Source organism: Paracoccus tibetensis, from assembly GCF_900102505.1.
Taxonomy (GTDB): Bacteria; Pseudomonadota; Alphaproteobacteria; order Rhodobacterales; family Rhodobacteraceae; genus Paracoccus; species Paracoccus tibetensis.
The window spans coordinates 230,082-250,795 of sequence record NZ_FMVT01000002.1; the positions used below are offsets into that span (position 1 = coordinate 230,082).

Below are 20,714 nucleotides of genomic sequence, written 5' to 3' on the forward strand. Positions count from 1 at the left end.
GGCGGCCCATGAATATCCTGATCCTCGGCGGCGGCGGGCGCGAGCATGCGCTGGCCTGGGCCATCCGGCAGAACCCGAAATGCGACCGGCTGGTGGTGGCGCCGGGGAATGCCGGGATCGCGGGGGTGGCGGAATGCGCGGCGCTGAACATCCTGTCGCGGGCCGAGGTGCTGGAATTCGCGCAGGAAAACGCCATCGACTTCGTGATCGTGGGCCCCGAGGCGCCGCTGGCCGCGGGTGTCTCGGACGCGCTGCGCGATGCGGGCTTCCTGGTCTTCGGGCCAAGCCAGGCGGCCGCCCAGCTCGAGGCGTCGAAGGCTTTCACCAAGGAGATTTGCGACGCCTGCGGCGCGCCGACGGCGGCCTGGGCGCGCTTCACCGACGGGGCCGCGGCGCGGGATTACGTCAGCGCACAGGGCGCACCGATCGTGGTCAAGGCGGACGGGCTGGCGGCCGGCAAGGGCGTGACCGTGGCCGAGACGGTGAGCCAAGCGCACGAGGCTATCGACGCGATCTTCGACGGGGAGTTCGGCGAGACCTCGGTCGTGATTGAGGAATTCATGGCCGGCGAGGAGGCCAGCTTCTTCGTCCTTTCCGACGGCACCGACTGTCTGCCCATCGGCACGGCGCAGGACCACAAGCGCGTGGGCGATGGGGATACCGGGCCGAACACCGGCGGCATGGGCGCCTACAGCCCCGCGCCGGTCCTGACCGAGGCGCTGCAGGCCCAGGTCATGGAGCGGATCATCCGCCCGACCATCGCCGAGATGGCCCGGAGAGGGATGCCGTTCCAAGGGGTTCTCTATGCCGGGCTGATGATCGAGGATGGCCGGGCGCGGCTTGTCGAATACAATGTCCGCTTCGGCGATCCAGAATGTCAGGCGCTGATGATGCGGCTCGGCGCGCAGGCGCTGGACCTCATTCTCGCCTGCGCCGAGGGCCGGCTGGCCGAGGCGCAGGTCACCTGGGCCGAGGATCACGCGCTGACGGTGGTCATGGCGGCAAGGGGCTATCCGGGCGAATATGCAAAAGGCAGCCGCATCAGTGGCTTGGACATGCTTCCCGAGACGAGCTTCCAGATGACCTTCCATGCCGGCACGGCCTTGAAGGCGGGCGCCGTCGTCGCGACGGGCGGGCGCGTCCTGGCCTGCACGGGGCGCGGCGCGAGCCTCGCCGAGGCGCATGAACGCGCCTATGCGCTGGTCGACTCCCTCGCCTGGCCCGAGGGCTTCTGCCGACGCGACATTGGCTGGCGGGCGCTGTAGAACCGCCCGCAGCGGACCTGCACGGCTTTTATCCACAACGGAAAAAGCCGGCGCCCAATCGCCGGCTTCTTCGTTGCCCAAATACCCCCGCCGGAGGCTCCCGCCCCAATCGCCCGGCTCAGACGGTCGTGTAGAGTCCCTCGTAGATCGGCAGCAGCGTATCCGTCTCGAAGAGACTCGAGACCGAGGTGCCGTTCCAGATGTTCAGGATCGCCTGCGTGAACATCGGCGCGGTCGGCACGATTCGGATGTTGGGGGCGGCCTTCACCGCCTCGGTCGGCTGGATCGAGTCGGTGATGACCAGCGACTTCATCACCGACTTGCCCACCCGCTCGACCGCCGGACCCGACAGCACGCCATGGGTGATGTAGGAATGAACCTCGGTCGCGCCATTGTCGATCAGCACCTGCGCGGCCTTGCAGAGCGTGCCGGCCGTGTCGCAGATGTCGTCGACGATGATGCAGGCCTTGCCGGTCACGTCGCCGATCACAGTCATCTCGGCCACCTCGCCCGCCTTCTCGCGGCGCTTGTCCACGATGGCCAGCGGCGCGCCGATCCGGGTCGCCAATTCGCGCGCCCGCGCGACGCCCCCCACGTCGGGCGAGACGACCATCAGATCGCCCATCCGGCCCTTGAAATGGTGCTGCACGTCCAGCGCGAAGACCGGCGCGGCGTAGAGGTTGTCCACGGGAATGTCGAAGAAGCCCTGGATCTGCGCGGCATGCAGGTCCATCGTCAGCACCCGGTCCACCCCGGCATTGGTCAGCAGGTTCGCCACCAGCTTGGCCGTGATCGGCGTGCGCGCCTTGGCGCGGCGGTCCTGGCGGGCATAGCCGAAATAGGGAATGACGGCCGTGATCCGCGCGGCGGACGAGCGCTTGAGCGCGTCTACCATGATCAGCAGCTCCATGAGGTTGTCATTCGCCGGGTTCGAGGTCGGCTGGATGATGTACATGTCCTCGCCGCGGACGTTCTCGTAGACCTCAACGAAGATCTCGGCGTCGTTGAACCGCTCGACCCGGGCGTCCAGCAGGCTGACGCTCATGCCGCGATGCATGGACATGCGCCGGGCGATGGAGCTTGCCAAGGGTCGGTTGGCATTGCCGGAAATCAGCTTGGGTTCGGTCATGACGGGCATGGAGGTGCGGCCTTTGAGAGGTTGCGTCAGATTGCGGCTGCCTTAGCACCGCGCTAGCCTGCCGGCAAACCAGAAGGGGGCCGTCATGGCGCATATCGACTATTACCTGGCGACGATCAGCCCGTGGTGCTACCTGGCCGGGAACCGGCTGGAGGAGATCGCGCAGCGGCATGGGGCGAGCGTCACCTACAAGCCGCTGGACGTGCTGCAGCTTTTCGACCGCACCGGGGGCGTACGGCCCGCCAACCGGCACCCGAGCCGGATGGAATATCGCGGCTACGAGCTGCCGCGTTGGGCGTCGCATCTGCAGATGCCGATCAACCTCAAGCCCGCCTTCTGGCCGGTAAACATGGCGCCTTCCTCCTATGCCATCATCTCGGCGCAGGAGACGGGCGGCGATGTCGGCCCGCTGGTGCAGGGCTTCCTGCGCGCCTGCTGGGCCGAAGAGCGCGACATCAGCGACGACCAGGTGATCCGCGACATCCTGGGCGCTGCGGGATTCGATCCGGCGCTGGCCGACAGCGGCCTCTTCGTCGGGGCCGAAACCTATGGGCGCAACCTGGAACAGGCGGTCGAGGCCGGCGTCTTCGGCGTGCCCTTCTACATCGTGCGCGAAAGCGGGCAGCGCTTCTGGGGCCAGGACCGGCTGGACTTCCTCGACCGGCACCTGGCCGGGCTGTGAGCGGCATCCATCTGCGGCACTGGCCGGGCGATGCGGATCGTCCGGCCCTCGCGCTGCATCCGATGATGGGCTCGGGCGCGGTCTTCGACCGGATGGCGGCGGCGCTGGACGGGCGGCTGGACCTGCGCGGCTTCGACATGCCGGGCCACGGGAAGAGCGGGCCTTGGGAGGGGGCCGAGGTCGACTTTCACACCGCCGTCACCCGCGTCGCGGCTTCGATGATCGAGCGGCCGCTGGACCTGATCGGGCATTCGATGGGCGCGACGGTGGCGCTGCGGATCGCGGTGGCCGCGCCCGAAGCGGTGCGGAGCCTCACCCTGATCGAGCCGGTGCTCTTCGCCGCCGCGCCCGATCCGGCGCAGGACGCGCTGGACGCGCGCTTGGCCGAGCTGCTGGCCACCGGCGAGGATCAGGAGGCGGCGCGGGTCTTCCTGTCGGCCTGGGGCCTGCCGGGGATGAGGGTCGGACCAGAGGCCGCGGCGCAGATCCGGCTGGTGGCCGAGACCGGGCCGACGCTGCGCGAGGACGCCGCGCGCATCCTGCGGCCGGGCGGGCTGGAGGCGATCGACGCCCCGGTGCTGCTGATCCAGGGCGCCGAGAGCCCGCCGGTGATCGGCGCCATCGCCGAGGTCCTGGCCGCGCGGCTTTCCGATGTCGGCCGGGCCGTCGTTCCCGGCGCATCGCACATGCTGCCCCTGACCCATGCCGCCGAGGTGGCGGGGCTGGTCGGGGTCAACCTGGACCGGGCGTGACTAGAGGATGAAGTCGCTGTCGTCGGGCAAGGGCCCGATGGCGGTCCACTGCACGCGCAACCGGCCGATGCGGCTGTCGCCCCAGGTCTTGAAGACCAGCTCGAAGCCGCGCGAGGTGATGTTCTCGGCCGCGATGTCGCCGCGCTGGTTCGCCGCGCCGTCGCTGTCCCACATCACGACGCCCAGTTGGACCGAGGGCGGGATGTGGAAGCGATCCGGAAACTCGACGCGCTGGCGGGACTCGCGTTCGCCCTGCCCCGTCCAGAACGGGCCCTGGGTGTCGAAATCCGAGACGATCTGCACGATGCCCTGGCTGATGCCAAGTTCGCTGGCGGTGAATCGCAACATGCCTGCCCCTTTCTGCGCGACCATATGCGGCAATGCCGCGTCAAAAGAAAAGCCCCGGCGCGGGGCCGGGGCTTTGAAGATGCTGAGAATGCCGCGGATCAGTCCGGGACGGTGGACTGGTTCGGGTCCAGCCCGATATGCGTGCCCATCGCGACCATGTCGCCGACCAGCTTGACGGCGGCGGTGACCGCCTCCTCGCCCAGATGCTCGCGCCGGTCCTCGACGCTGCGGCGAGAGCGGTGCGCCTCGGCCAGCATGTCGTTGTAGACGTCCTGCGTGATCTCCTCGCGCGCGTGACCGCGCTCGGCCAGCAGGCTGACGCTGTCGGCATTGATCTCGGCGAAGCCGCCGGTCACGGCGAACTCGCGGCTGGTGCCGTCCGCGCCGATCAGGATGACCATGCCGGGCCGCAGCGTGACGATGGTCGGCGCGTGGCCGGGCATCGCGGTCAGATCGCCGTCGCTGCCCGGCAGGCGCACCTCGCGCACGGGAACGGAGGCGAGGCTCCGTTCCGGCGAGACGAGGTCGAACTGCATGGTATCGGCCATCTTGCCCCCTTACGCGGCTTCAGCGGCGAGGCGCTGCGCCTTGGCTTTCACTTCCTCGATGTCGCCGACCATGTAGAAGGCGGCCTCGGGAAGGTGGTCATACTCGCCGGCAACCACGGCCTTGAACGAGGCGATGGTCTTCTCGAGCGGCACCTGCACGCCGTCCGAGCCGGTGAAGACCTTGGCGACGTCGAAGGGCTGCGACAGGAAGCGCTGGATCTTGCGCGCCCGCGTCACGGTCAGCTTGTCCTCTTCCGACAGCTCGTCCATGCCGAGGATGGCGATGATGTCCTGCAGCGACTTGTACTTCTGCAGGATGCCCTGCACGTCGCGCGCGACCTGGTAATGCTCTTCGCCGACCACGGCCGGGTCGAGGATCCGGCTGTTCGAATCGAGCGGGTCAACGGCCGGGTAGATCCCCAGTTCCGAGATGGCGCGCGACAGAACGGTCGTGGCGTCGAGGTGGGCGAAGGTCGTCGCCGGCGCCGGGTCGGTGAGGTCGTCGGCCGGAACGTAGACGGCCTGGATCGAGGTGATCGAGCCGTTCTTGGTCGAGGTGATGCGTTCCTGCATCGCGCCCATGTCGGTGGCCAGCGTCGGCTGGTAGCCCACGGCCGAGGGGATGCGGCCCAGCAGAGCCGACACTTCCGAACCGGCCTGCGTGAAGCGGAAGATGTTGTCCACGAAGAACAGAACGTCCGTGCCCGAGGCGTCGCGGAACTGCTCGGCCAGCGTCAGGCCGGTCAGGGCGACACGCATGCGGGCCCCCGGCGGCTCGTTCATCTGGCCGTAGACCAGGGCCACTTTCGACTCCGACAGGTTGTCGGGGACGATGACGCCCGATTCCACCATCTCGTGGTAGAGGTCGTTCCCCTCGCGGGTGCGCTCGCCCACACCGGCAAAGACGGAGTAACCCGAGTGCACCTTGGCGATGTTGTTGATCAGTTCCATGATCAGAACCGTCTTGCCCACGCCGGCGCCGCCGAAGAGGCCAATCTTGCCGCCTTTGGAGTAGGGCGCCAGCAGGTCGATGACCTTGATGCCGGTGACGAGGATTTCCGAGCTGGTCGCCTGCGAGGCGAAGTCGGGCGCCGGCTGGTGAATCGCGCGGGTCTCGGTGACGTTCAGGGCAGCGCCCTCGTCCACCGGCTCGCCGACGACGTTCAGGATGCGGCCGAGCGTCACATCGCCGACCGGCACCGTGATCGGCCCGCCGGTGTCGGACACGGCCTGGCCGCGCACGAGCCCTTCCGAGGCATCCATCGCGATGGTGCGGACGGTGTTCTCGCCAAGGTGCTGGGCAACTTCCAGGACCAGCGGCTTGCCGTTGTTGTCGGTTTCCAGCGCGTTCAGAATCGCCGGCAGGTGGCCATCGAACTGCACGTCAACGACGGCGCCGATCACCTGCGTGATTTTGCCCTGTGATACTGCCATGTCTTGAACTCCTTGGCTTTCGTTGCAGGCGGGCCGAACGGCACGGCGGCCCCGCAGTTATTGTCCCACGCCCTTGCTGTCGGGCGAGGCATATACATGATCGTCGAGAAAGTCCCAACGGCTTTTGGGCGTCTCGCGCCAGCCCTCGCGGAGACCGCCAAGGCCGAAATCAAATTGGGCCACCGTGCACTGGAGCTTGCGCCCCGGGAAGTAGCGCCGGTACTTCTGCGCGAACCGCTGGCGGCTCGGCTGGAAGGTCGCGTCGATCATGCCGGGGCTGTGATGCTCCAGCAGGAAGGGGATCACGTAGCTCCGCCCGCCCATGATCTCGGCCAGGCGGCAGAGATCCGAGGCATAGAAGTGGAAGCCCGTCAGATCGTAGGAATTCACCACCGGATGGTCGCGCCGCATGACGAAGAAGTTCTCGTCGAGCGATTCCACCAGCGTCGGGGCGGTGACCCGCTCCTCGGCGTCGTGCGGATCGCGCAGGTGGCGCGCGTTCTTCCCGTAGGTGACGCCGCCGGCATTGCCGGCCAGCAGCCAGAGCGGATCGAGCCGCGTCAGTTCCTCGAGGCAGGCGGTCAGCCGCTCGGCGCCGTCGGCGACGAACTCCACATCGTCATGCGTGAAGACGATGTAGCGTCCCTTCGCCTCGGGCAGCGCTCGGCGGATCGCGCCGTAGCCGTCGAAGTTGTTGCCGCGCCGGTTGTCGATGGCGAGGAACTGGCTGTTGCCCGCATGAAAGCCCTTGGCCTCGGCCGAGGTCAGCATGCGGTCGTAGCGGTCCTGCCGCGCCAGCAGGGTCACGAAGGTGAAGGTCACCTCGGCTTCGGCGGGTCCGGCCAGATACCGGACCCCGAGGCGGTCGGCGACGTCGCCCTTCGTGCCTGCGGACATGGATCAGAGCGCCTCCGCGCCGGAGATGATCTCGATCAGCTCCTTCGTGATGGCAGCCTGGCGCGAGCGGTTGTACTCGGTCGTCAGGCGGTCGATCATGTCGCCGGCGTTGCGCGTGGCGTTGTCCATCGCGCTCATCCGCGCGCCCTGCTCGGAGGCGGCGTTCTCGAGCAGCGCGGCGAAGACCTGCGTCGCGACCGAACGCGGAAGCAGTTCGGCCAGCAGCTCTTCCTCGCCCGGCTCGTAGTCATAGAGCGCGTTCGCGGCCGAAGCCTCTTCCGGCACTTCGGCGGGGATCACCTGCCGGGCGGTCGGCACCTGGCTGATGACCGACACGAAGCGGTTGTAGAACAGCGTCGCCACGTCGAAATCGCCGGCCTCGAAGCGCCGCAGCACCTCGTCCGTGATCTGGCGCGCCGTGTCGTAGCCCATCCGCTTGACCTCGGAGAGATCGACGTGATGGACGAACAGGCTGCCATAGTCGCGCTTGAGCTGCTCGCGGCCCTTCTTTCCGACGGTCAGGATCGCGACTTCCTTGCCTTCGCCCCGCAGCCGCTCGGCATGCTGTCGCGCCAGCCGCACGATCGAGCTGTTGAAGCCGCCGGCAAGCCCACGTTCGGAGGTCAGCACCACCAGGAGGTGGCGCCGGTCCTCGCCCGTGCCGGCCAGAAGCCGCGGCGCGCCCGACTGGCCCGCCGCGTTCGCGGTCAGGCCGGCCATGACGGCCGCCATGCGGTCGGCATAGGGACGCGCGGCTTCCGCCGCGTCCTGCGCCCGGCGCAGCTTCGCGGCGGCGACCATCTGCATCGCCTTGGTGATCTTCCGCGTGTTCTTGACGCTTCCGATCCGGTTCTTGAGATCCTTGAGACTGGGCATCTATTCCCCCTCTCAGGCGCGGGTGCGGTTGTATTCGTCCAGCGCCGCCTTGATCGCATTCTCCAGATCGCCGCTGACCTTGCGGTCGTTGCGGGTCATGTCGTCCAAGAGTTCGGACTTCTGGCTGCGCAGGAACTGGATCAGGCCATCTTCCCAGGCCGTGATCTCGCGGACCGGCACCTGGTCGATATAGCCCTTGGTGCCGGCATAGATCACGATGACGATCTCGGCGTTGGTCAGCGGGCGGTATTGCGGCTGCTTCATCAGCTCGGTCAGACGCGCACCGCGGTTCAGCAGGCGCTGCGTCGCGGCGTCGAGGTCCGAGCCGAACTGGGCGAAGGCAGCCATCTCGCGATACTGCGCCAATTCCAGCTTGACCGGGCCGGCGACGGATTTCATCGCCTTGGTCTGGGCGGCCGAACCCACGCGCGACACCGACAGACCGGTGTTCACGGCCGGGCGGATGCCCTGGAAGAACAGCTCGGTCTCGAGGAAGATCTGGCCGTCGGTGATCGAGATGACGTTCGTCGGGATATAGGCCGACACGTCGCCCGCCTGCGTCTCGATGATCGGCAGCGCGGTCAGCGAGCCGGCGCCGTTCGCCTCGTTCAGCTTGGCCGAACGCTCCAGCAGGCGCGAGTGCAGGTAGAAGACGTCGCCCGGATAGGCTTCGCGCCCGGGCGGGCGGCGCAGCAGCAGCGACATCTGGCGGTAGGCCACGGCCTGCTTCGACAGATCGTCATAGATGATCAGCGCGTCCATGCCGTTGTCGCGGAAATACTCGCCGATCGCGGTGCCGGAATAGGGCGCCAGGAACTGCATCGGGGCCGGGTCCGAGGCGGTGGCCGCGACGATGGTCGTATAGGCCATCGCGCCGGTCTCTTCCAGCTTCTTCACCAGCTGCGCCACGGTCGAGCGCTTCTGGCCGATGGCGACATAGATGCAGTGCAGGGTCTTCATGCCCTCGGCCTCGCGGCCGTTGTAGTTCTGCTGGTTCAGGATCGTGTCGAGCGCGATGGCGGTCTTGCCGGTCTGGCGGTCGCCGATGATCAGCTCGCGCTGGCCGCGGCCGACGGGGATCATCGCGTCCACCGACTTGAGGCCGGTCGCCATCGGCTCGTGCACCGACTTGCGCGGCATGATGCCGGGGGCCTTCATGTCGGCGATGCGGCGCTCGGTCGTCTCGATCGGGCCCTTTCCGTCGATCGGGTTGCCGAGCGCGTCCACGACGCGACCCAGCAGCGCCTTGCCGACCGGAACGTCCACGATCGAGCGGGTGCGCTTGACGGTGTCGCCTTCCTTGATCGTGCGGTCGTCGCCGAAGATCACGACGCCGACGTTGTCCGTCTCGAGGTTCAGCACCATGCCGCGCACGCCGCCGGGGAATTCGACCATCTCGCCGGCCTGGACCTTGTCGAGGCCGTAGATGCGGGCGATCCCGTCACCGACCGACAGCACCTGGCCGACTTCGGCAACCTCGGCGTCCTGGCCGAAGTTCTTGATCTGCTCCTTGAGGATCGCCGAGATTTCGGCAGCCTGGATTCCCATTATCCGACCTCTTTCATGACATTCTGCAGGGAAGCGAGCTTCGAGCGGACCGAGCTGTCGATCATCTGCGAGCCCAACTTGACAATCATTCCGCCGATGAGCGTGTCATCGACGCGGGTGTTCAGCTTGACGGTCTTGCCCGATTTCTGGGCCAGCGTCGCCTTCAGCTTCTCTTGCTGCGCGTCCGTCAGCGGGGCGGCGCTGGTCACCTCTGCCGTGACCTCGCCGCGTTCGACCGCGATCAGTTCGGCCAGCGCCTGCGTGAATTGCGGCAGCACGAACAGCCGGCGGTTCCGCGCCATCAGCTGCAGCGTGTTCGCCAGCACCGGCGAGAGGTTCATCCGCGCGGCCAGCGTGCCGATCGCGCGCGCCTGGTCGTCGCGCGCATAGATGGGCGAGGAGATCAGGTCGCGCAGCTCGGGGCTGCCGTCCAGCGCGGCCGAGAGCTCCTCGGTCTGCGCGGCCAGGGCATCGACCTGCCCCTCCTCGCGGGCGATCTCGAAGACGGCCTGCGCGTAACGCCGGGCGATGCTGTGGGACATGGAAACAGAGTTGGCCACGGTCATCCTTTACGGTTTGCCCAAACCCCGCTGGCGGGCCGGGCTGTTGCCTGGTCTGTCGCGGGGTGCGGGTCGCGGTCGCGCGGCTTATGGAGGGCCGCCCGGAAATCTCGCGTGTCTCTAGCAGCAGTTTCAGCGCCCGGCAACCGCATTGGACGCGCGTGGCCGCACTTGCGCGGCGCTTCTGCCGCATCCGGCGCGGGCCTGCGGATTCGCCAGGAGGATAGCGGAAACATGGGCTTGTCCGGGATCGCCGACGGATGCGACAGCCTGTCGCATGCCACCAAGGTCGCGGCGGCGGAGCGCGCCTTTGCAGTGGGCCGAGAGGCGACTCAGGGGCGCTGCGTCAGGGGCGCCGGACGCGGCTCGTTCCGGGCCAGGCCTGCGGGACTACGGGCCGGCCGGACGGCGCCGTCCAGCAGCTCCAGCGGGCTCGGCACATGGACCTTGATCCCCGGCCCCACCGGCGCGCGGGTCTGCTTGGACAGCTCGACCAGCACCACCCCCGCGATCAGCACCCGGCTGATCCTGAGGCCGAGCCGCTCCCAGAACTGGGCGCTGCGCAGCCAGAAGCGCCTTTCCGAGGGCGGCACGTAGACGGCCGAGCCGTGCCATTCCGGCGACAGGCCCGCCGCCCGCATCTGCGCCTCGATCTGGCCGGTCGTGTAGGCGCGGCCATAGCCGAAGGGCGTGCGCTCGGACGCGGCCCAGAGACCTGCGCGGTTCGGCACCATCACCATCATTCGCCCCCCCGGCCCCAGGCAGCGCCAGGCCTCGGCCAGCAACTCGCGCGGATGCTCGGAGGTCTCGATCCCGTGCAGCATCACTAGGCGGTCGATGCTGCCCGTCTCGATCGGCCAGGCGGTCTCGTCGCACAGGACGGCGTGGTTCGCCATGCCGACAGGCCAGGGCATGACCCCCTGCTGGCCCGGCATCAGCGCCGTCACCCGCCGCGCCGTCGCCAGATAGGGCCGCAGCATGGGGGCAGCAAAGCCGAAGCCCGCGACCGTCATCCCGGTGCAGCCGCCCGGCGCCCATCGCTCGGTCAGCCGGTCGCGCAGGATGCGCTGGACGACGCGGCCAAGCGCGCGCTGATAGTAGAACCGTCTCAGCTGGTCGATGTCGTGGTGCATTGCGCCCCGGGCCGGCATTTGTCAGGCTTCAGGTGACCACAAGGGGAAGGATTTGCCAATGCCGGTGGAAAACGCACCGCTGACCGCGCCGACGCTGGAGCTGGTGACCCTGCGCTGCCTTGCGGACAACTACGCCTACCTGCTGCATGGCGCGGCGGGCACGGTGCTGATCGACGCCCCAGAGGCCGAGCCGATCCTGACCGAGCTGGAGGCGCGCGGCTGGCGGCTCGACGCCATCCTGCTGACGCACCACCACGACGACCACATCCAGGCCGTCCCGCAGATCGTCGCCGCGACCGGCGCGCGCGTCATCGGCGCCGCCGCCGATGCCGACCGCCTGCCGCCGCTGGACCTGGCCGTCGCGCCCGGCGAGCCGCTCGAGGTGCTGGGCGAGCCGGTGGCGGTCATCGACGTGCCCGGCCACACGATCGGCCATGTCGCCTTCCATTTCCCGAACTCGGGCTACGCCTTCACCGCCGACAGCCTCATGGCCCTCGGCTGCGGGCGGCTGTTCGAGGGGGATGCGCCGACCATGTGGCAGAGCCTCATGCGGCTGGACGCGCTGCCCGGATCGACGCTGATCTGCTCGGGGCACGACTACTGCAAGGGCAACGGCGCCTTTGCCCTGTCGGTCGATCCCGACAACCCCGCGCTGCACGCGCGGCTGGAGGCCATCGCAGCGGCGCGCCAGCCCTGCGCCCCCGCCACGCTGGAGGAAGAGCGCGCCACGAACCCCTTCCTGCGCGCCGCCGCGCTGCGCGAAAGCCTGGGGATGATCGGGGCGAGCGACGCCGAGGTCTTCGCCCGGCTGCGGCAGATGAAGGACGCCTTCTAGGCGCGGCAGGGGGGCGCTCTCTTGAAAGGCGCCCTTTGTGACATCACATCTGCCTCATCCGTGGGAAATTCCGATGCCGGCGACGAATTGCCTCTTGATGCCGGCCGAAATCCACCAAATCTTTACCTTATCATGACAGTCTGGGCAGGTGGGTGTCGTGAGCCCATACCGCCAGCCGACTGACAGGAGACGACCCGTGCCAAGTTTCTCGACCTCCCTGGAACAGGCCATCCACCAGGCGCTCGCGCTGGCAAACGAACATCGACATGAGCTTGCGACGCTTGAGCACCTGCTGCTGGCGCTGACCGAGGAACCGGACGCGGTCAAGGTGATGCGCGCCTGCAATGTCGATCTGGACGAGCTGCGCAAGACCCTGGTCGAATTCATCGAGGATGACCTCTCGACCCTCATCACCGACATCGAGGGCTCGGAAGCCGTGCCGACGGCCGCCTTCCAGCGCGTGATCCAGCGCGCCGCCATCCATGTCCAAAGCTCCGGCCGGCAGGAGGTGACGGGCGCCAACGTCCTCGTCGCCATCTTCGCCGAGCGCGAATCCAACGCCGCCTATTTCCTACAGGAAATGGACATGACCCGCTACGACGCGGTCAACTTCATCGCGCATGGCGTCGCGAAGAACCCCTCGTTCAACGAGCCGCGCAAGGTGGTCGGCTCGGACGAGCCGGTCGAGCAGACCAAGGCCGAGACCGCGCAGGAATCCAAGGACGAAACGGCGCTCGGCAAGTATTGCGTGGACCTGAACCAGAAGTCCCGCAAGGGCGACGTGGACCCGCTGATCGGCCGCGAGGCCGAGGTCGAGCGCGCGATCCAGGTCCTCTGCCGCCGCCGCAAGAACAACCCGCTGCTGGTGGGCGATCCCGGCGTGGGCAAGACCGCCATCGCGGAAGGGCTGGCGCTGAAGATCACGCGCGGCGAGACGCCAGACGTGCTGGCGGGGGCGACCATCTTCTCGCTCGACATGGGCGCGCTGCTGGCCGGCACCCGCTATCGCGGCGACTTCGAGGAGCGGCTGAAGGCAGTCGTGAAGGAGCTCGAGGCCCATCCGGACGCGATCCTCTTCATCGACGAGATCCACACCGTGATCGGCGCGGGCGCGACTTCGGGCGGGGCGATGGATGCCTCGAACCTGCTGAAGCCGGCGCTGGCTGGTGGCAAGCTGCGCTGCATGGGCTCGACGACCTACAAGGAGTATCGTCAGCACTTCGAGAAGGACCGCGCCCTCAGCCGGCGCTTCCAGAAGATCGACGTGAACGAGCCTTCGGTCCCGGACACGATCAAGATCCTCATGGGCCTGAAGCCGCATTTCGAGAAGCACCACGACCTGCGTTACACCAATGACGCGATCAAGTCGGCGGTGGAGCTGGCGTCCCGCTACATCAACGACCGCAAGCTGCCCGACAGCGCCATCGACGTCATCGACGAGGCGGGCGCCGCGCAGCACCTGGTCGCGGAAAGCAAGCGCCGCAAGACGATCAGCCCCAAGGAGATCGAGGCCGTGGTGGCCAAGATCGCCCGCATCCCGCCCAAGAACGTCAGCAAGAACGACGCCGAGGTGCTGCGCGATCTGGAGACGACGCTGAAGCGCGTGGTCTTCGGCCAGGACAACGCGATCGAGATGCTGTCCTCGGCGATCAAGCTGGCCCGCGCGGGCCTGCGCGAGCCCGAGAAGCCCATCGGCAACTACCTCTTCGCCGGCCCCACGGGCGTCGGCAAGACCGAGGTCGCCAAGCAGCTGGCCACCAGCCTCGGGGTCGAGCTGATCCGCTTCGACATGTCCGAATACATGGAGAAGCACGCGGTGAGCCGTCTGATCGGCGCGCCTCCGGGCTATGTGGGCTTCGACCAGGGCGGGCTTCTGACGGACGGGGTCGACCAGCACCCGCATTGCGTCCTTCTGCTGGACGAGATCGAGAAGGCGCATCCCGACGTCTTCAACATCCTGCTGCAGATCATGGATGCGGGCCGCCTGACCGACCATAACGGCCGCACGGTGGACTTCCGCAACGTGATCCTGATCATGACCTCGAACGCGGGGGCGGCGGACCAGGCCAAGGCGGCGATCGGCTTCGGCCGCGACCGGCGCGAGGGCGAGGACACGGCCGCCATCGAGCGGACCTTCACGCCCGAGTTCCGCAACCGCCTGGACGCGATCATCTCCTTCGCGCCGCTCTCGCGCGAGGTGGTGGTCCATGTGGTCGAGAAGTTCGTGCTGCAACTGGAGGCGCAGCTGATGGACCGCAACGTCCACATCGAGCTGACGCCGGAAGCCGCCGACTGGCTGGCCGAGAAGGGCTATGACGACCGGATGGGTGCACGCCCCCTCGGCCGGGTCATCCAGGAGCACATCAAGAAGCCCCTGGCGGAAGAGCTGCTCTTCGGACGCCTCACCAAGGGCGGCGTGGTCCGCGTGAAGATCGAGGACGACAAGCCCGCCTTCGACATCTCGGGCCCCGACACCCCGCGGATCGGCAAGTCGAAGACCCCGCTTCTGACGGCCGAGTGACAGGAACAACAGCAGGGCCCTGCCGATGGTGGGGCCCTCTTGCAGCACGCGCCAGGCAAGCGGCGATCCCTTGAGCGCCCTTCTGTTGGTCAGCACGGTGACGATGCTGCTCCCCGACATCGCTGACTTCAATTTTCGCGTCTTTGCGCCGCCACAGACCTATTCCAGCGCGATCTGGTGCTCGTGATTACTCTGCGATAAATGTCACGCCGAATGGATGGCAGAAGCTCATGAGCGCCCGCCCCTCCCTCGCGCATGGCACTTTGGAAGCAAACGGGACACAGTCGAGGCACCCCTTTCGCACCCTCCTTGGGCAGAGCAACAGATGCCCCGCGCCTACCGACTCTCTGACAGTCTCACGACCTCGCACTACCTGCTGCGCCGAGTGACGACGGCGGATGCCGCAGCCATCTTCACCAGCTACGCCGCGGATGCGGATGTGACGCGCTTCCTTGGCTGGACGCCGCATCGGCATGTGGCAGAGACGGAGCGGTTCCTCGCCGGTGCCGCGCGGGAATGGGAGGACGGCAGCGGCTTCCCCCTCATCGTCTCCCCTCGTGGCGCGCCAGCGGAGGTCATCGGAATGTTCCACCCGCGCCTTCGAGGCAGTTCCGTCAGCTATGGCTACGTGATCGCCCGCCGCGCGTGGGGCCGCGGCTGCGCGTCCGAGATCCTTTCTTGCCTCGTGCAGCACGCCCTCGCCCATCCTGCGATCTTCCGGACCGAGGCCTTCTGCGACGAACGCAACGTCGCCTCCGCACGCGTCATGGAGCGTGCAGGGATGCAGCGCGAGGGTCGTCTGCGCCGCTACTTCCTGCACCCGAACCTCTCGCCCGAGCCGACCGACTGCCTGCTCTACGCCCGGGTGCGCTAGGCGCCGGGGGTGCGGGGGCGGGCCCCCGCGCGCAGGCGGCCCCTTCGATGGGGGCCGGCTGCGCCCTCAGCCGAGCTGCGCCGGGATGAGGCCGCGCAGCGCGTTGCCGCAGAAGACCTCCCGGCCCGCCAGATCCGCCGGAGACAACACCGCCTCGCGGGCCCGCCCCGCCGCCAGCAGGCTCTCGCGCAGCACGCCGGGCAGAAGCCCCGAGGACAGCGGCGGCGTCAGCAGCAGACCGCGCTCCGCGACAAAGAGGCTGGTGATGGTCCCCTCGCACAGCTCGCCGCGCTCGTTCAGCAGCAGCGCCTCGTCGGCGCCCGGCTTCAGGCGCGCGCGCGCGCGGTCGTAGACCGCCCGCTGCGACGACTTGATCCCCAGCCACGGATCGTCCGAGCGCAGCCGCTCGTCGGAGATCACCACCCGCCAGACTGGCGGGCTCGGGGGAAGCGGCGCTTGCGTCAGCGCGACGGCACCCGCGGCATCGATCGCAAGCCGGGCGCGCAGCGGACGGCCGCGCGGCAGGCTGGCCAAGGCCTGCGCGACGGCGGTTTCGTCCAGGCTGAAGCCCACCGCCGCGCAGCCCCGACGCAGGCGGGCGAGGTGCAAGGGCCACAGCCGGATGCTGCGATCCGCCTCGGCGCGCATCGTCTCGAAGACGGTCAGGTCGGGGGGGTAAGGTCCAGGTATGCGGCCTTGCACAGCGCCTCCTCCCATTCGCTGCCGGCGCGGCTGTCATGGACGATGCCGCCGCCGACATTCAGCCGCAGCCGCCCCTCGCGCGTCATCCAGGGCGAGCGGATCGCGACGGAAAACCGCATTGGCCCCGCAGGGTCCACCCATCCGATGGCGCCGCAATAGACCTCGCGCGGGGCGTCTTCCAGCTCGGCGATGATCTCCATCGCGCGGATCTTCGGCGCGCCGGTGATCGAGCCGCAGGGAAAGAGCGCCCCGAGGATCTGCGCCAGCCCGACGCCCGGGCGAAGCTGTCCCGCCACGGTCGAGACCATCTGGTGCACCGTCGCGTAGCTCTCGATGGCGAAGAGCGAGGGCACATGCACGCTGCCCGGATGGCAGATGCGGCTGATGTCGTTCCTCAGGAGGTCCACGATCATCAGGTTCTCGGCCCGGTTCTTGTCGCTGCGGGCCAGGGCGCGGGCCGCCTCGGCATCCGCGCGCCCCGATCCCCGCGGCGCAGTGCCCTTCATCGGGCGTGTCTCGATGCGGCCCGCGGCATCCACGGCGAAGAACAGCTCGGGGCTGCGGGAGAGGACCACCGGGCCGCCGAGATCGACGAGCGCCCCCTCGCCCACCGGCTGGCGGGCCGCCAGCGCGGCATAGAGGGCCAGCGGATCGCCCGCGCAGTCGGCCTCCATCGGGAAGGTCAGGTTGATCTGGTAGGTGTCGCCCGCCTCGATATAGGCATGGACCGCCGCGATGGCCGCGTCATAGCGGGCGCGGTCCCAGAGGGGGCGGGGCGCCGTGATGCTGCCGCCGGGCGCGGGCAGCGGCGGCGCCGGGCGGGGGCCGTCGAAGACGCCCATCAGGATCAGCGGCATCTCGCGCCGCGCCGGCATCAGGGCGAAGAGGCGCGGGTCCAGCGCGAAGCCCAGCTCATAGGAGAGATAGCCCGCGAGCCAGCAGCCCCGCGCCTGCGCGGCCTGCATCGCGGCGAGGGCCGGGCCGACGCCGGCCGGCGTGTCGGCGCGGATCACCGTCTGCGGCGCCTCGAAGAGGGTACCGCCGGGGATCGGGCCGCGGTCGAAGCGGACGCGGCCGCTCACGCCCGCGCCTTTCCTTCCTTCGCGGCCTTGCCCTCCTTGGCGGCGGCCTTGCCTGCCTTGACCTTTGCGGCCAGATCGCGCGCCACGGAGAAGGCCGCCTTGATCCGCTCGGCGTCCGAGGGCAGGTCGCGCAGCAGCACGACCTTGTTGTCGGCGACCTTCGCCTGACCGCGCTCCTCGGTCAGGAACTCCACCAGACCGGCCGGGTTCGGGAACTTGTCCATGTGGAACTGCACCGTGACGCCCTTGGGCCCGGCATCCAGCTTCGAGATGTTGGCGCGCTTGGCCATCGCCTTGATGCGGATGACCAGCAGCAGCGTGTTCACCTCGCGCGGCAGGGCCCCGAAGCGGTCGATCAGCTCGGCCGCGAAGCCCTCCAGCTCAACCTTGGTGGTCAGCTCGGCGAGGCGGCGGTAGAGGCCGAGGCGGACGTCCAGATCGGGGATGTAGCTCTCGGGGATCGTGACCGGCACGCCGAGGTTCAGCTGCGGCGCCCATTCGTCCTCGGGCGTGCCCTCCAGCTCGCCCGAGCGGAGCTTGGCGATCGTTTCCTCCAGCATCTGCTGGTAAAGCTCGTAGCCGACCTCCTTGATGTGGCCGGACTGCTCTTCGCCCAGAAGGTTGCCGGCGCCGCGCAGGTCCATGTCCTGGCTGGCGATGTTGAAGCCCGCGCCCAGCCCGTCGATCGAGCCGAGGAACTTCAGCCGCCGCATCGCCTGCGGGGTCAGCGGCTGGCGCGGCTTGGTGGTCAGGTAGGCGTATGCGCGGGCCTTGGACCGGCCCACCCGCCCCCGGATCTGGTAGAGCTGGGCTAGGCCGAACATGTCCGCCCGCCAGACGATCATCGTGTTGGCCGTCGGGATGTCGAGGCCGCTCTCCACGATGGTGGTCGCCAGCAGCACGTCATGGCTGCCGTCGTAGAAGGCGTTCATGCGCTGGTCCAGATCACCCGCCGCCAGCTGGCCATGAGCGACGATGTAGTTCAGCTCGGGCATGTTCTCCTTGAGCCAATGCTCGACGTCCGGCAGGTCCGACAGGCGCGGGACGACGAAGAAGCTCTGCCCGCCGCGATACTTCTCGCGCAGCAGCGCCTCGCGGATGGTGACGCTGTCGAATTCGCTGACATAGGTGCGGATCGCGAGGCGGTCCACCGGGGGCGTGCCGATGACCGAAAGGTCGCGCACGCCGGTCAGGGACAGCTGCAGCGTGCGCGGGATGGGCGTCGCGGTCAGGGTCAGGACGTGGATGTCGCTGCGCAGCTCCTTCAGGCGTTCCTTGTGGGCGACGCCGAAATGCTGCTCTTCGTCGATGATCAGCAGGCCGAGGTTCTTGAAGCGGATGCCCTTGGCCAGCACCGCATGGGTGCCGACGACGATGTCGACGCTGCCATCCGAAAGTCCGGTGCGGGTCGCCGCGGCATCCTTGGCCGAGACGAAGCGCGACAGGGGCCGGACGTTGATCGCGGTAACGCGGAAGCGTTCGGCGAAGGTCTTGAAGTGCTGGCGCGCCAGCAGCGTCGTCGGCGCGACCACGGCGACCTGCATGCCCTGGCTGGCGGCGATGAAGGCGGCGCGCATGGCGACCTCGGTCTTGCCGAAGCCGACATCGCCCACGACCAGCCGGTCCATCGGGCGGCCGGCGGCCAGATCGCCCGCCACATCCTCGATGGCGGAAAGCTGGTCGTCCGTCTCGCTATAGGGGAAGCGGGCAAGGAACTGCTGCCATTCGTGATCCTCGGGCTCCAGCACCGGGGCGGGACGCAGCAGGCGCTCGGCCGCGACGCGCATCAGCTTGTCGGCGATCAGCTTGATGCGTTCCTTCAGGCGGGCCTTGCGCGCCTGCCAGGCGCCGCCACCCAGCTTGTCCAGAAGCCCTTCCTCGTGACCGTAGCGGCTGAGAAGCTCGATGTTCTCGACCGGCAGCAGCAGCCGGTCGCCGCCCGCATATTCCAGCGCCACGCAATCGTGGGGCACCTTCATCGCGATCACGGTCTCGATGCCCATGTAGCGGCCGATGCCGTGCTCGACATGGACGACCAGGTCGCCGGGGCTGAGGGTGGCGGTGTCCTTGAGGAAGTTCTCGGCCTTGCGGCGCTTCTTGGCGCCCCGGATCAGCCGGTCGCCCAGCACGTCCTGTTCCGAGATGACCGCGATGCGGCCAAGGGCGGTGCCGTCGGCGACAAAGCCCTCCTCCAGCGGCCAGACGGCGAGGCCGATGGCGCCCGCCGCGTCGGGCAGGTCGCGCAGGTCCGCGATGGGCTTGGCGCCGGCCAGTCCCTCGTCGGTCAGCAGCCCGGCCAGCCGCTCGCGGGCGCCGTCCGAGAAGCTGGCGATGACGACGCGGCGGTCCTTTGCCAGCGCCTTCACGTGATCGGCCAAGGCCGCGAAGAGGTTGATCGACTCGGCCTGCCGCTCGGGCGCGAAGTTGCGCCCGACCCGGCCGCCGGCGTCGAGGACACCCGGTCCCGGCGGCTGGTTCAGCACCGACAGGCGCAGCGTCCGGTGCGCGCCCAGCCAGCGGGACCATTCCTCCTCGGAAGGGAACATCAGGTCCGGCGGGACGGGCTTGTAGACGTTGTCCGTGCGACCCTTGGCGGCCATGGCGGCGCGGCGGGCGTCGAATTGCTCGGCGATGGTCGAACGGCGCGCGTCGATCACCTGCCCGATATGGTCGTCCAGCACCACCGAAGCGCCGGGCATGTAGTCGAAAAGGCTCTCCATCCGCTCGTGGAACCACGGCAGCCAATGCTCCATCCCTGCGGTCTTGCGGCCGGCGCTGACGCTTTCGTAGAGCGGGTCCGAGGTGCCGCCGCCGTATTCGGTGCGGTAGGCCTGACGGAAGCGGGTGATCGAGGGCTCGTCGAGGATCACCTCGGACATGGGGGCCAGCTCGATCCGGTCCAGCTTCTCGGTCGTGCGCTGCGTCACCGGATCGAAGCGGCGCGCCCCGTCCAGCACGTCGCCGAAGAGGTCCAGCCGCACCGGACCGCCCTCGCCCGGCGGGAAGATGTCGATGATGCCGCCGCGGATGGCGTAATCGCCCGGCTCGGTGACCGTGGGGCTCTGCACGAAGCCCATGCGGACGAGAAAATCGCGCAGGGCGCTCTCGTCGATCCGGTCGCCCACGCGGGCGATGAAGGCGCTCTGTCGGACCAGATTGCGCGGCGGCACGCGCTGCAGCACCGCGTTCAGCGTCGTCAGCAGGACGAACGGCCCCTTCAGCGCGCCCTGCGCCAGCGCGGCCAGCACCGACATGCGCGCGGCCTGGATCTCGGGCGCAGGCGAGACGCGGTCATAGGGGGTCGTATCCCAGGCCGGGAAGTCCAGAACGACCAGCTGCGGCGCCATGAAAGCCAGCGCGGCCCGGGTCGCGGCCATGCGGCGGTCGTCGCGGGCAATGTGGATCACCGGCGCGCCGCGATTTTCGGGCCGGGCGGCCTCGCGCGCGATGAGGGCGGCGTCATAGCCCTCGGGCGCGCCGGAGAGGATCAACTGGTCGGACATGCTGGCTGACCTAAGG

General features: G+C 68.6%; 18 protein-coding genes. 6 read left to right on the forward strand and 12 right to left on the reverse strand.

Annotated features, from left to right (window positions below; all coding sequences use genetic code 11):
• Positions 1 to 8 precede the first annotated feature (8 nt).
• Positions 9 to 1,265 (forward strand): phosphoribosylamine--glycine ligase, encoded by a 1,257-nt coding sequence (purD, locus tag BLP73_RS03845; protein WP_090740469.1) that lies wholly within the window; start codon positions 9 to 11, stop codon positions 1,263 to 1,265.
• Positions 1,266 to 1,383: 118 nt separating this feature from the next.
• Here the strand turns inward: purD and BLP73_RS03850 are convergent, their stop codons facing one another.
• Positions 1,384 to 2,403 carry a ribose-phosphate pyrophosphokinase gene (locus tag BLP73_RS03850; protein WP_090740471.1) on the reverse strand — a complete coding sequence of 340 codons (1,020 nt, stop codon included), beginning with the start codon at positions 2,401 to 2,403 and terminating at the stop codon, positions 1,384 to 1,386.
• Between the two features lie 85 nt (positions 2,404 to 2,488).
• Between BLP73_RS03850 and BLP73_RS03855 the strand changes: the two genes are divergently transcribed.
• The gene (locus tag BLP73_RS03855) at positions 2,489 to 3,085 is read left to right on the forward strand and encodes a 2-hydroxychromene-2-carboxylate isomerase (protein WP_090740473.1); all 597 of its coding nucleotides are present in this window, start codon (positions 2,489 to 2,491) and stop codon (positions 3,083 to 3,085) included.
• A complete protein-coding gene (locus tag BLP73_RS03860) occupies positions 3,082 to 3,837 on the forward strand; it encodes an alpha/beta fold hydrolase (RefSeq protein ID WP_090740477.1) in 756 nt (251 codons plus the stop codon). Before BLP73_RS03855 ends, BLP73_RS03860 begins: the two co-directional genes overlap by 4 nt.
• Here BLP73_RS03860 and BLP73_RS03865 read toward each other — a convergent pair whose 3' ends face one another.
• From BLP73_RS03865 to BLP73_RS03900, 8 genes are all read right to left on the reverse strand, one after another.
• Positions 3,838 to 4,185, reverse strand: coding sequence for an H-type lectin domain-containing protein (locus BLP73_RS03865; protein ID WP_175453227.1), 348 nt, complete (start codon positions 4,183 to 4,185; stop codon positions 3,838 to 3,840).
• A gap of 98 nt (positions 4,186 to 4,283) precedes the next feature.
• Entirely contained in the window at positions 4,284 to 4,733 is a 450-nt protein-coding gene (locus tag BLP73_RS03870; RefSeq protein WP_090740482.1) for a F0F1 ATP synthase subunit epsilon, read from the reverse strand.
• 9 nt (positions 4,734 to 4,742) lie between these two features.
• A complete protein-coding gene (gene atpD, locus BLP73_RS03875) occupies positions 4,743 to 6,167 on the reverse strand; it encodes a F0F1 ATP synthase subunit beta (protein ID WP_090740484.1) in 1,425 nt (474 codons plus the stop codon).
• 57 nt (positions 6,168 to 6,224) lie between these two features.
• Positions 6,225 to 7,064 carry a glycosyltransferase family A protein gene (locus tag BLP73_RS03880; RefSeq protein ID WP_090740486.1) on the reverse strand — a complete coding sequence of 280 codons (840 nt, stop codon included), beginning with the start codon at positions 7,062 to 7,064 and terminating at the stop codon, positions 6,225 to 6,227.
• 3 nt (positions 7,065 to 7,067) lie between these two features.
• Complete coding sequence (locus tag BLP73_RS03885) at positions 7,068 to 7,940, reverse strand: F0F1 ATP synthase subunit gamma (RefSeq protein WP_090740488.1); 873 nt, start codon at positions 7,938 to 7,940, stop codon at positions 7,068 to 7,070.
• Positions 7,941 to 7,952: 12 nt separating this feature from the next.
• Positions 7,953 to 9,488 carry a F0F1 ATP synthase subunit alpha gene (gene atpA, locus BLP73_RS03890; protein ID WP_090740490.1) on the reverse strand — a complete coding sequence of 512 codons (1,536 nt, stop codon included), beginning with the start codon at positions 9,486 to 9,488 and terminating at the stop codon, positions 7,953 to 7,955.
• Positions 9,488 to 10,054 (reverse strand): F0F1 ATP synthase subunit delta, encoded by a 567-nt coding sequence (locus tag BLP73_RS03895; RefSeq protein WP_090740492.1) that lies wholly within the window; start codon positions 10,052 to 10,054, stop codon positions 9,488 to 9,490. Before BLP73_RS03895 ends, atpA begins: the two co-directional genes overlap by 1 nt.
• Positions 10,055 to 10,380: 326 nt before the next feature.
• Positions 10,381 to 11,181 carry a class I SAM-dependent methyltransferase gene (locus BLP73_RS03900; protein ID WP_090740494.1) on the reverse strand — a complete coding sequence of 267 codons (801 nt, stop codon included), beginning with the start codon at positions 11,179 to 11,181 and terminating at the stop codon, positions 10,381 to 10,383.
• A gap of 58 nt (positions 11,182 to 11,239) precedes the next feature.
• On the opposite strand from BLP73_RS03900, the gene gloB reads away from it, so the two are divergent.
• The 3 genes from gloB to BLP73_RS03915 all read left to right on the forward strand — a co-directional run bounded on the left by gloB (position 11,240) and on the right by BLP73_RS03915 (position 15,411).
• On the forward strand, positions 11,240 to 12,016 hold the full coding sequence (gloB, locus tag BLP73_RS03905; RefSeq protein WP_090740496.1) for a hydroxyacylglutathione hydrolase: 777 nt from the start codon (positions 11,240 to 11,242) through the stop codon (positions 12,014 to 12,016).
• Between the two features lie 196 nt (positions 12,017 to 12,212).
• On the forward strand, positions 12,213 to 14,537 hold the full coding sequence (gene clpA, locus BLP73_RS03910; protein WP_090740498.1) for an ATP-dependent Clp protease ATP-binding subunit ClpA: 2,325 nt from the start codon (positions 12,213 to 12,215) through the stop codon (positions 14,535 to 14,537).
• A 325-nt stretch (positions 14,538 to 14,862) separates the two neighbouring features.
• On the forward strand, positions 14,863 to 15,411 hold the full coding sequence (locus BLP73_RS03915; protein ID WP_090740501.1) for a GNAT family N-acetyltransferase: 549 nt from the start codon (positions 14,863 to 14,865) through the stop codon (positions 15,409 to 15,411).
• A gap of 66 nt (positions 15,412 to 15,477) precedes the next feature.
• On the opposite strand, the gene BLP73_RS03920 is transcribed toward BLP73_RS03915, so the two are convergent.
• Genes BLP73_RS03920 through mfd form a run of 3 tightly spaced genes read right to left on the reverse strand, consistent with a single transcriptional unit; the run spans position 15,478 to position 20,698 of the window.
• Entirely contained in the window at positions 15,478 to 16,113 is a 636-nt protein-coding gene (locus BLP73_RS03920; protein ID WP_245686541.1) for an aminotransferase class IV family protein, read from the reverse strand.
• Complete coding sequence (locus tag BLP73_RS03925) at positions 16,074 to 17,195, reverse strand: aminodeoxychorismate synthase component I (RefSeq protein WP_090740505.1); 1,122 nt, start codon at positions 17,193 to 17,195, stop codon at positions 16,074 to 16,076. The genes BLP73_RS03920 and BLP73_RS03925 overlap by 40 nt, the downstream gene beginning before the upstream one ends.
• A complete protein-coding gene (mfd, locus tag BLP73_RS03930) occupies positions 17,192 to 20,698 on the reverse strand; it encodes a transcription-repair coupling factor (protein ID WP_090740508.1) in 3,507 nt (1,168 codons plus the stop codon). Before mfd ends, BLP73_RS03925 begins: the two co-directional genes overlap by 4 nt.
• Positions 20,699 to 20,714 lie beyond the last annotated feature (16 nt).

Coding starts and splice junctions, on each gene's coding strand:
- purD (WP_090740469.1), top strand. CDS start 9: ATGAATATCCTGATCCTCGGCGGCGGCGGGCGCGAGCATGCGCTGGCC.
- BLP73_RS03850 (WP_090740471.1), bottom strand. CDS start 2,403: ATGCCCGTCATGACCGAACCCAAGCTGATTTCCGGCAATGCCAACCGA.
- BLP73_RS03855 (WP_090740473.1), top strand. CDS start 2,489: ATGGCGCATATCGACTATTACCTGGCGACGATCAGCCCGTGGTGCTAC.
- BLP73_RS03865 (WP_175453227.1), bottom strand. CDS start 4,185: ATGTTGCGATTCACCGCCAGCGAACTTGGCATCAGCCAGGGCATCGTG.
- BLP73_RS03870 (WP_090740482.1), bottom strand. CDS start 4,733: ATGGCCGATACCATGCAGTTCGACCTCGTCTCGCCGGAACGGAGCCTC.
- atpD (WP_090740484.1), bottom strand. CDS start 6,167: ATGGCAGTATCACAGGGCAAAATCACGCAGGTGATCGGCGCCGTCGTT.
- BLP73_RS03880 (WP_090740486.1), bottom strand. CDS start 7,064: ATGTCCGCAGGCACGAAGGGCGACGTCGCCGACCGCCTCGGGGTCCGG.
- BLP73_RS03885 (WP_090740488.1), bottom strand. CDS start 7,940: ATGCCCAGTCTCAAGGATCTCAAGAACCGGATCGGAAGCGTCAAGAAC.
- atpA (WP_090740490.1), bottom strand. CDS start 9,488: ATGGGAATCCAGGCTGCCGAAATCTCGGCGATCCTCAAGGAGCAGATC.
- BLP73_RS03895 (WP_090740492.1), bottom strand. CDS start 10,054: ATGACCGTGGCCAACTCTGTTTCCATGTCCCACAGCATCGCCCGGCGT.
- BLP73_RS03900 (WP_090740494.1), bottom strand. CDS start 11,181: ATGCACCACGACATCGACCAGCTGAGACGGTTCTACTATCAGCGCGCG.
- gloB (WP_090740496.1), top strand. CDS start 11,240: ATGCCGGTGGAAAACGCACCGCTGACCGCGCCGACGCTGGAGCTGGTG.
- BLP73_RS03915 (WP_090740501.1), top strand. CDS start 14,863: ATGCCCCGCGCCTACCGACTCTCTGACAGTCTCACGACCTCGCACTAC.
- mfd (WP_090740508.1), bottom strand. CDS start 20,698: ATGTCCGACCAGTTGATCCTCTCCGGCGCGCCCGAGGGCTATGACGCC.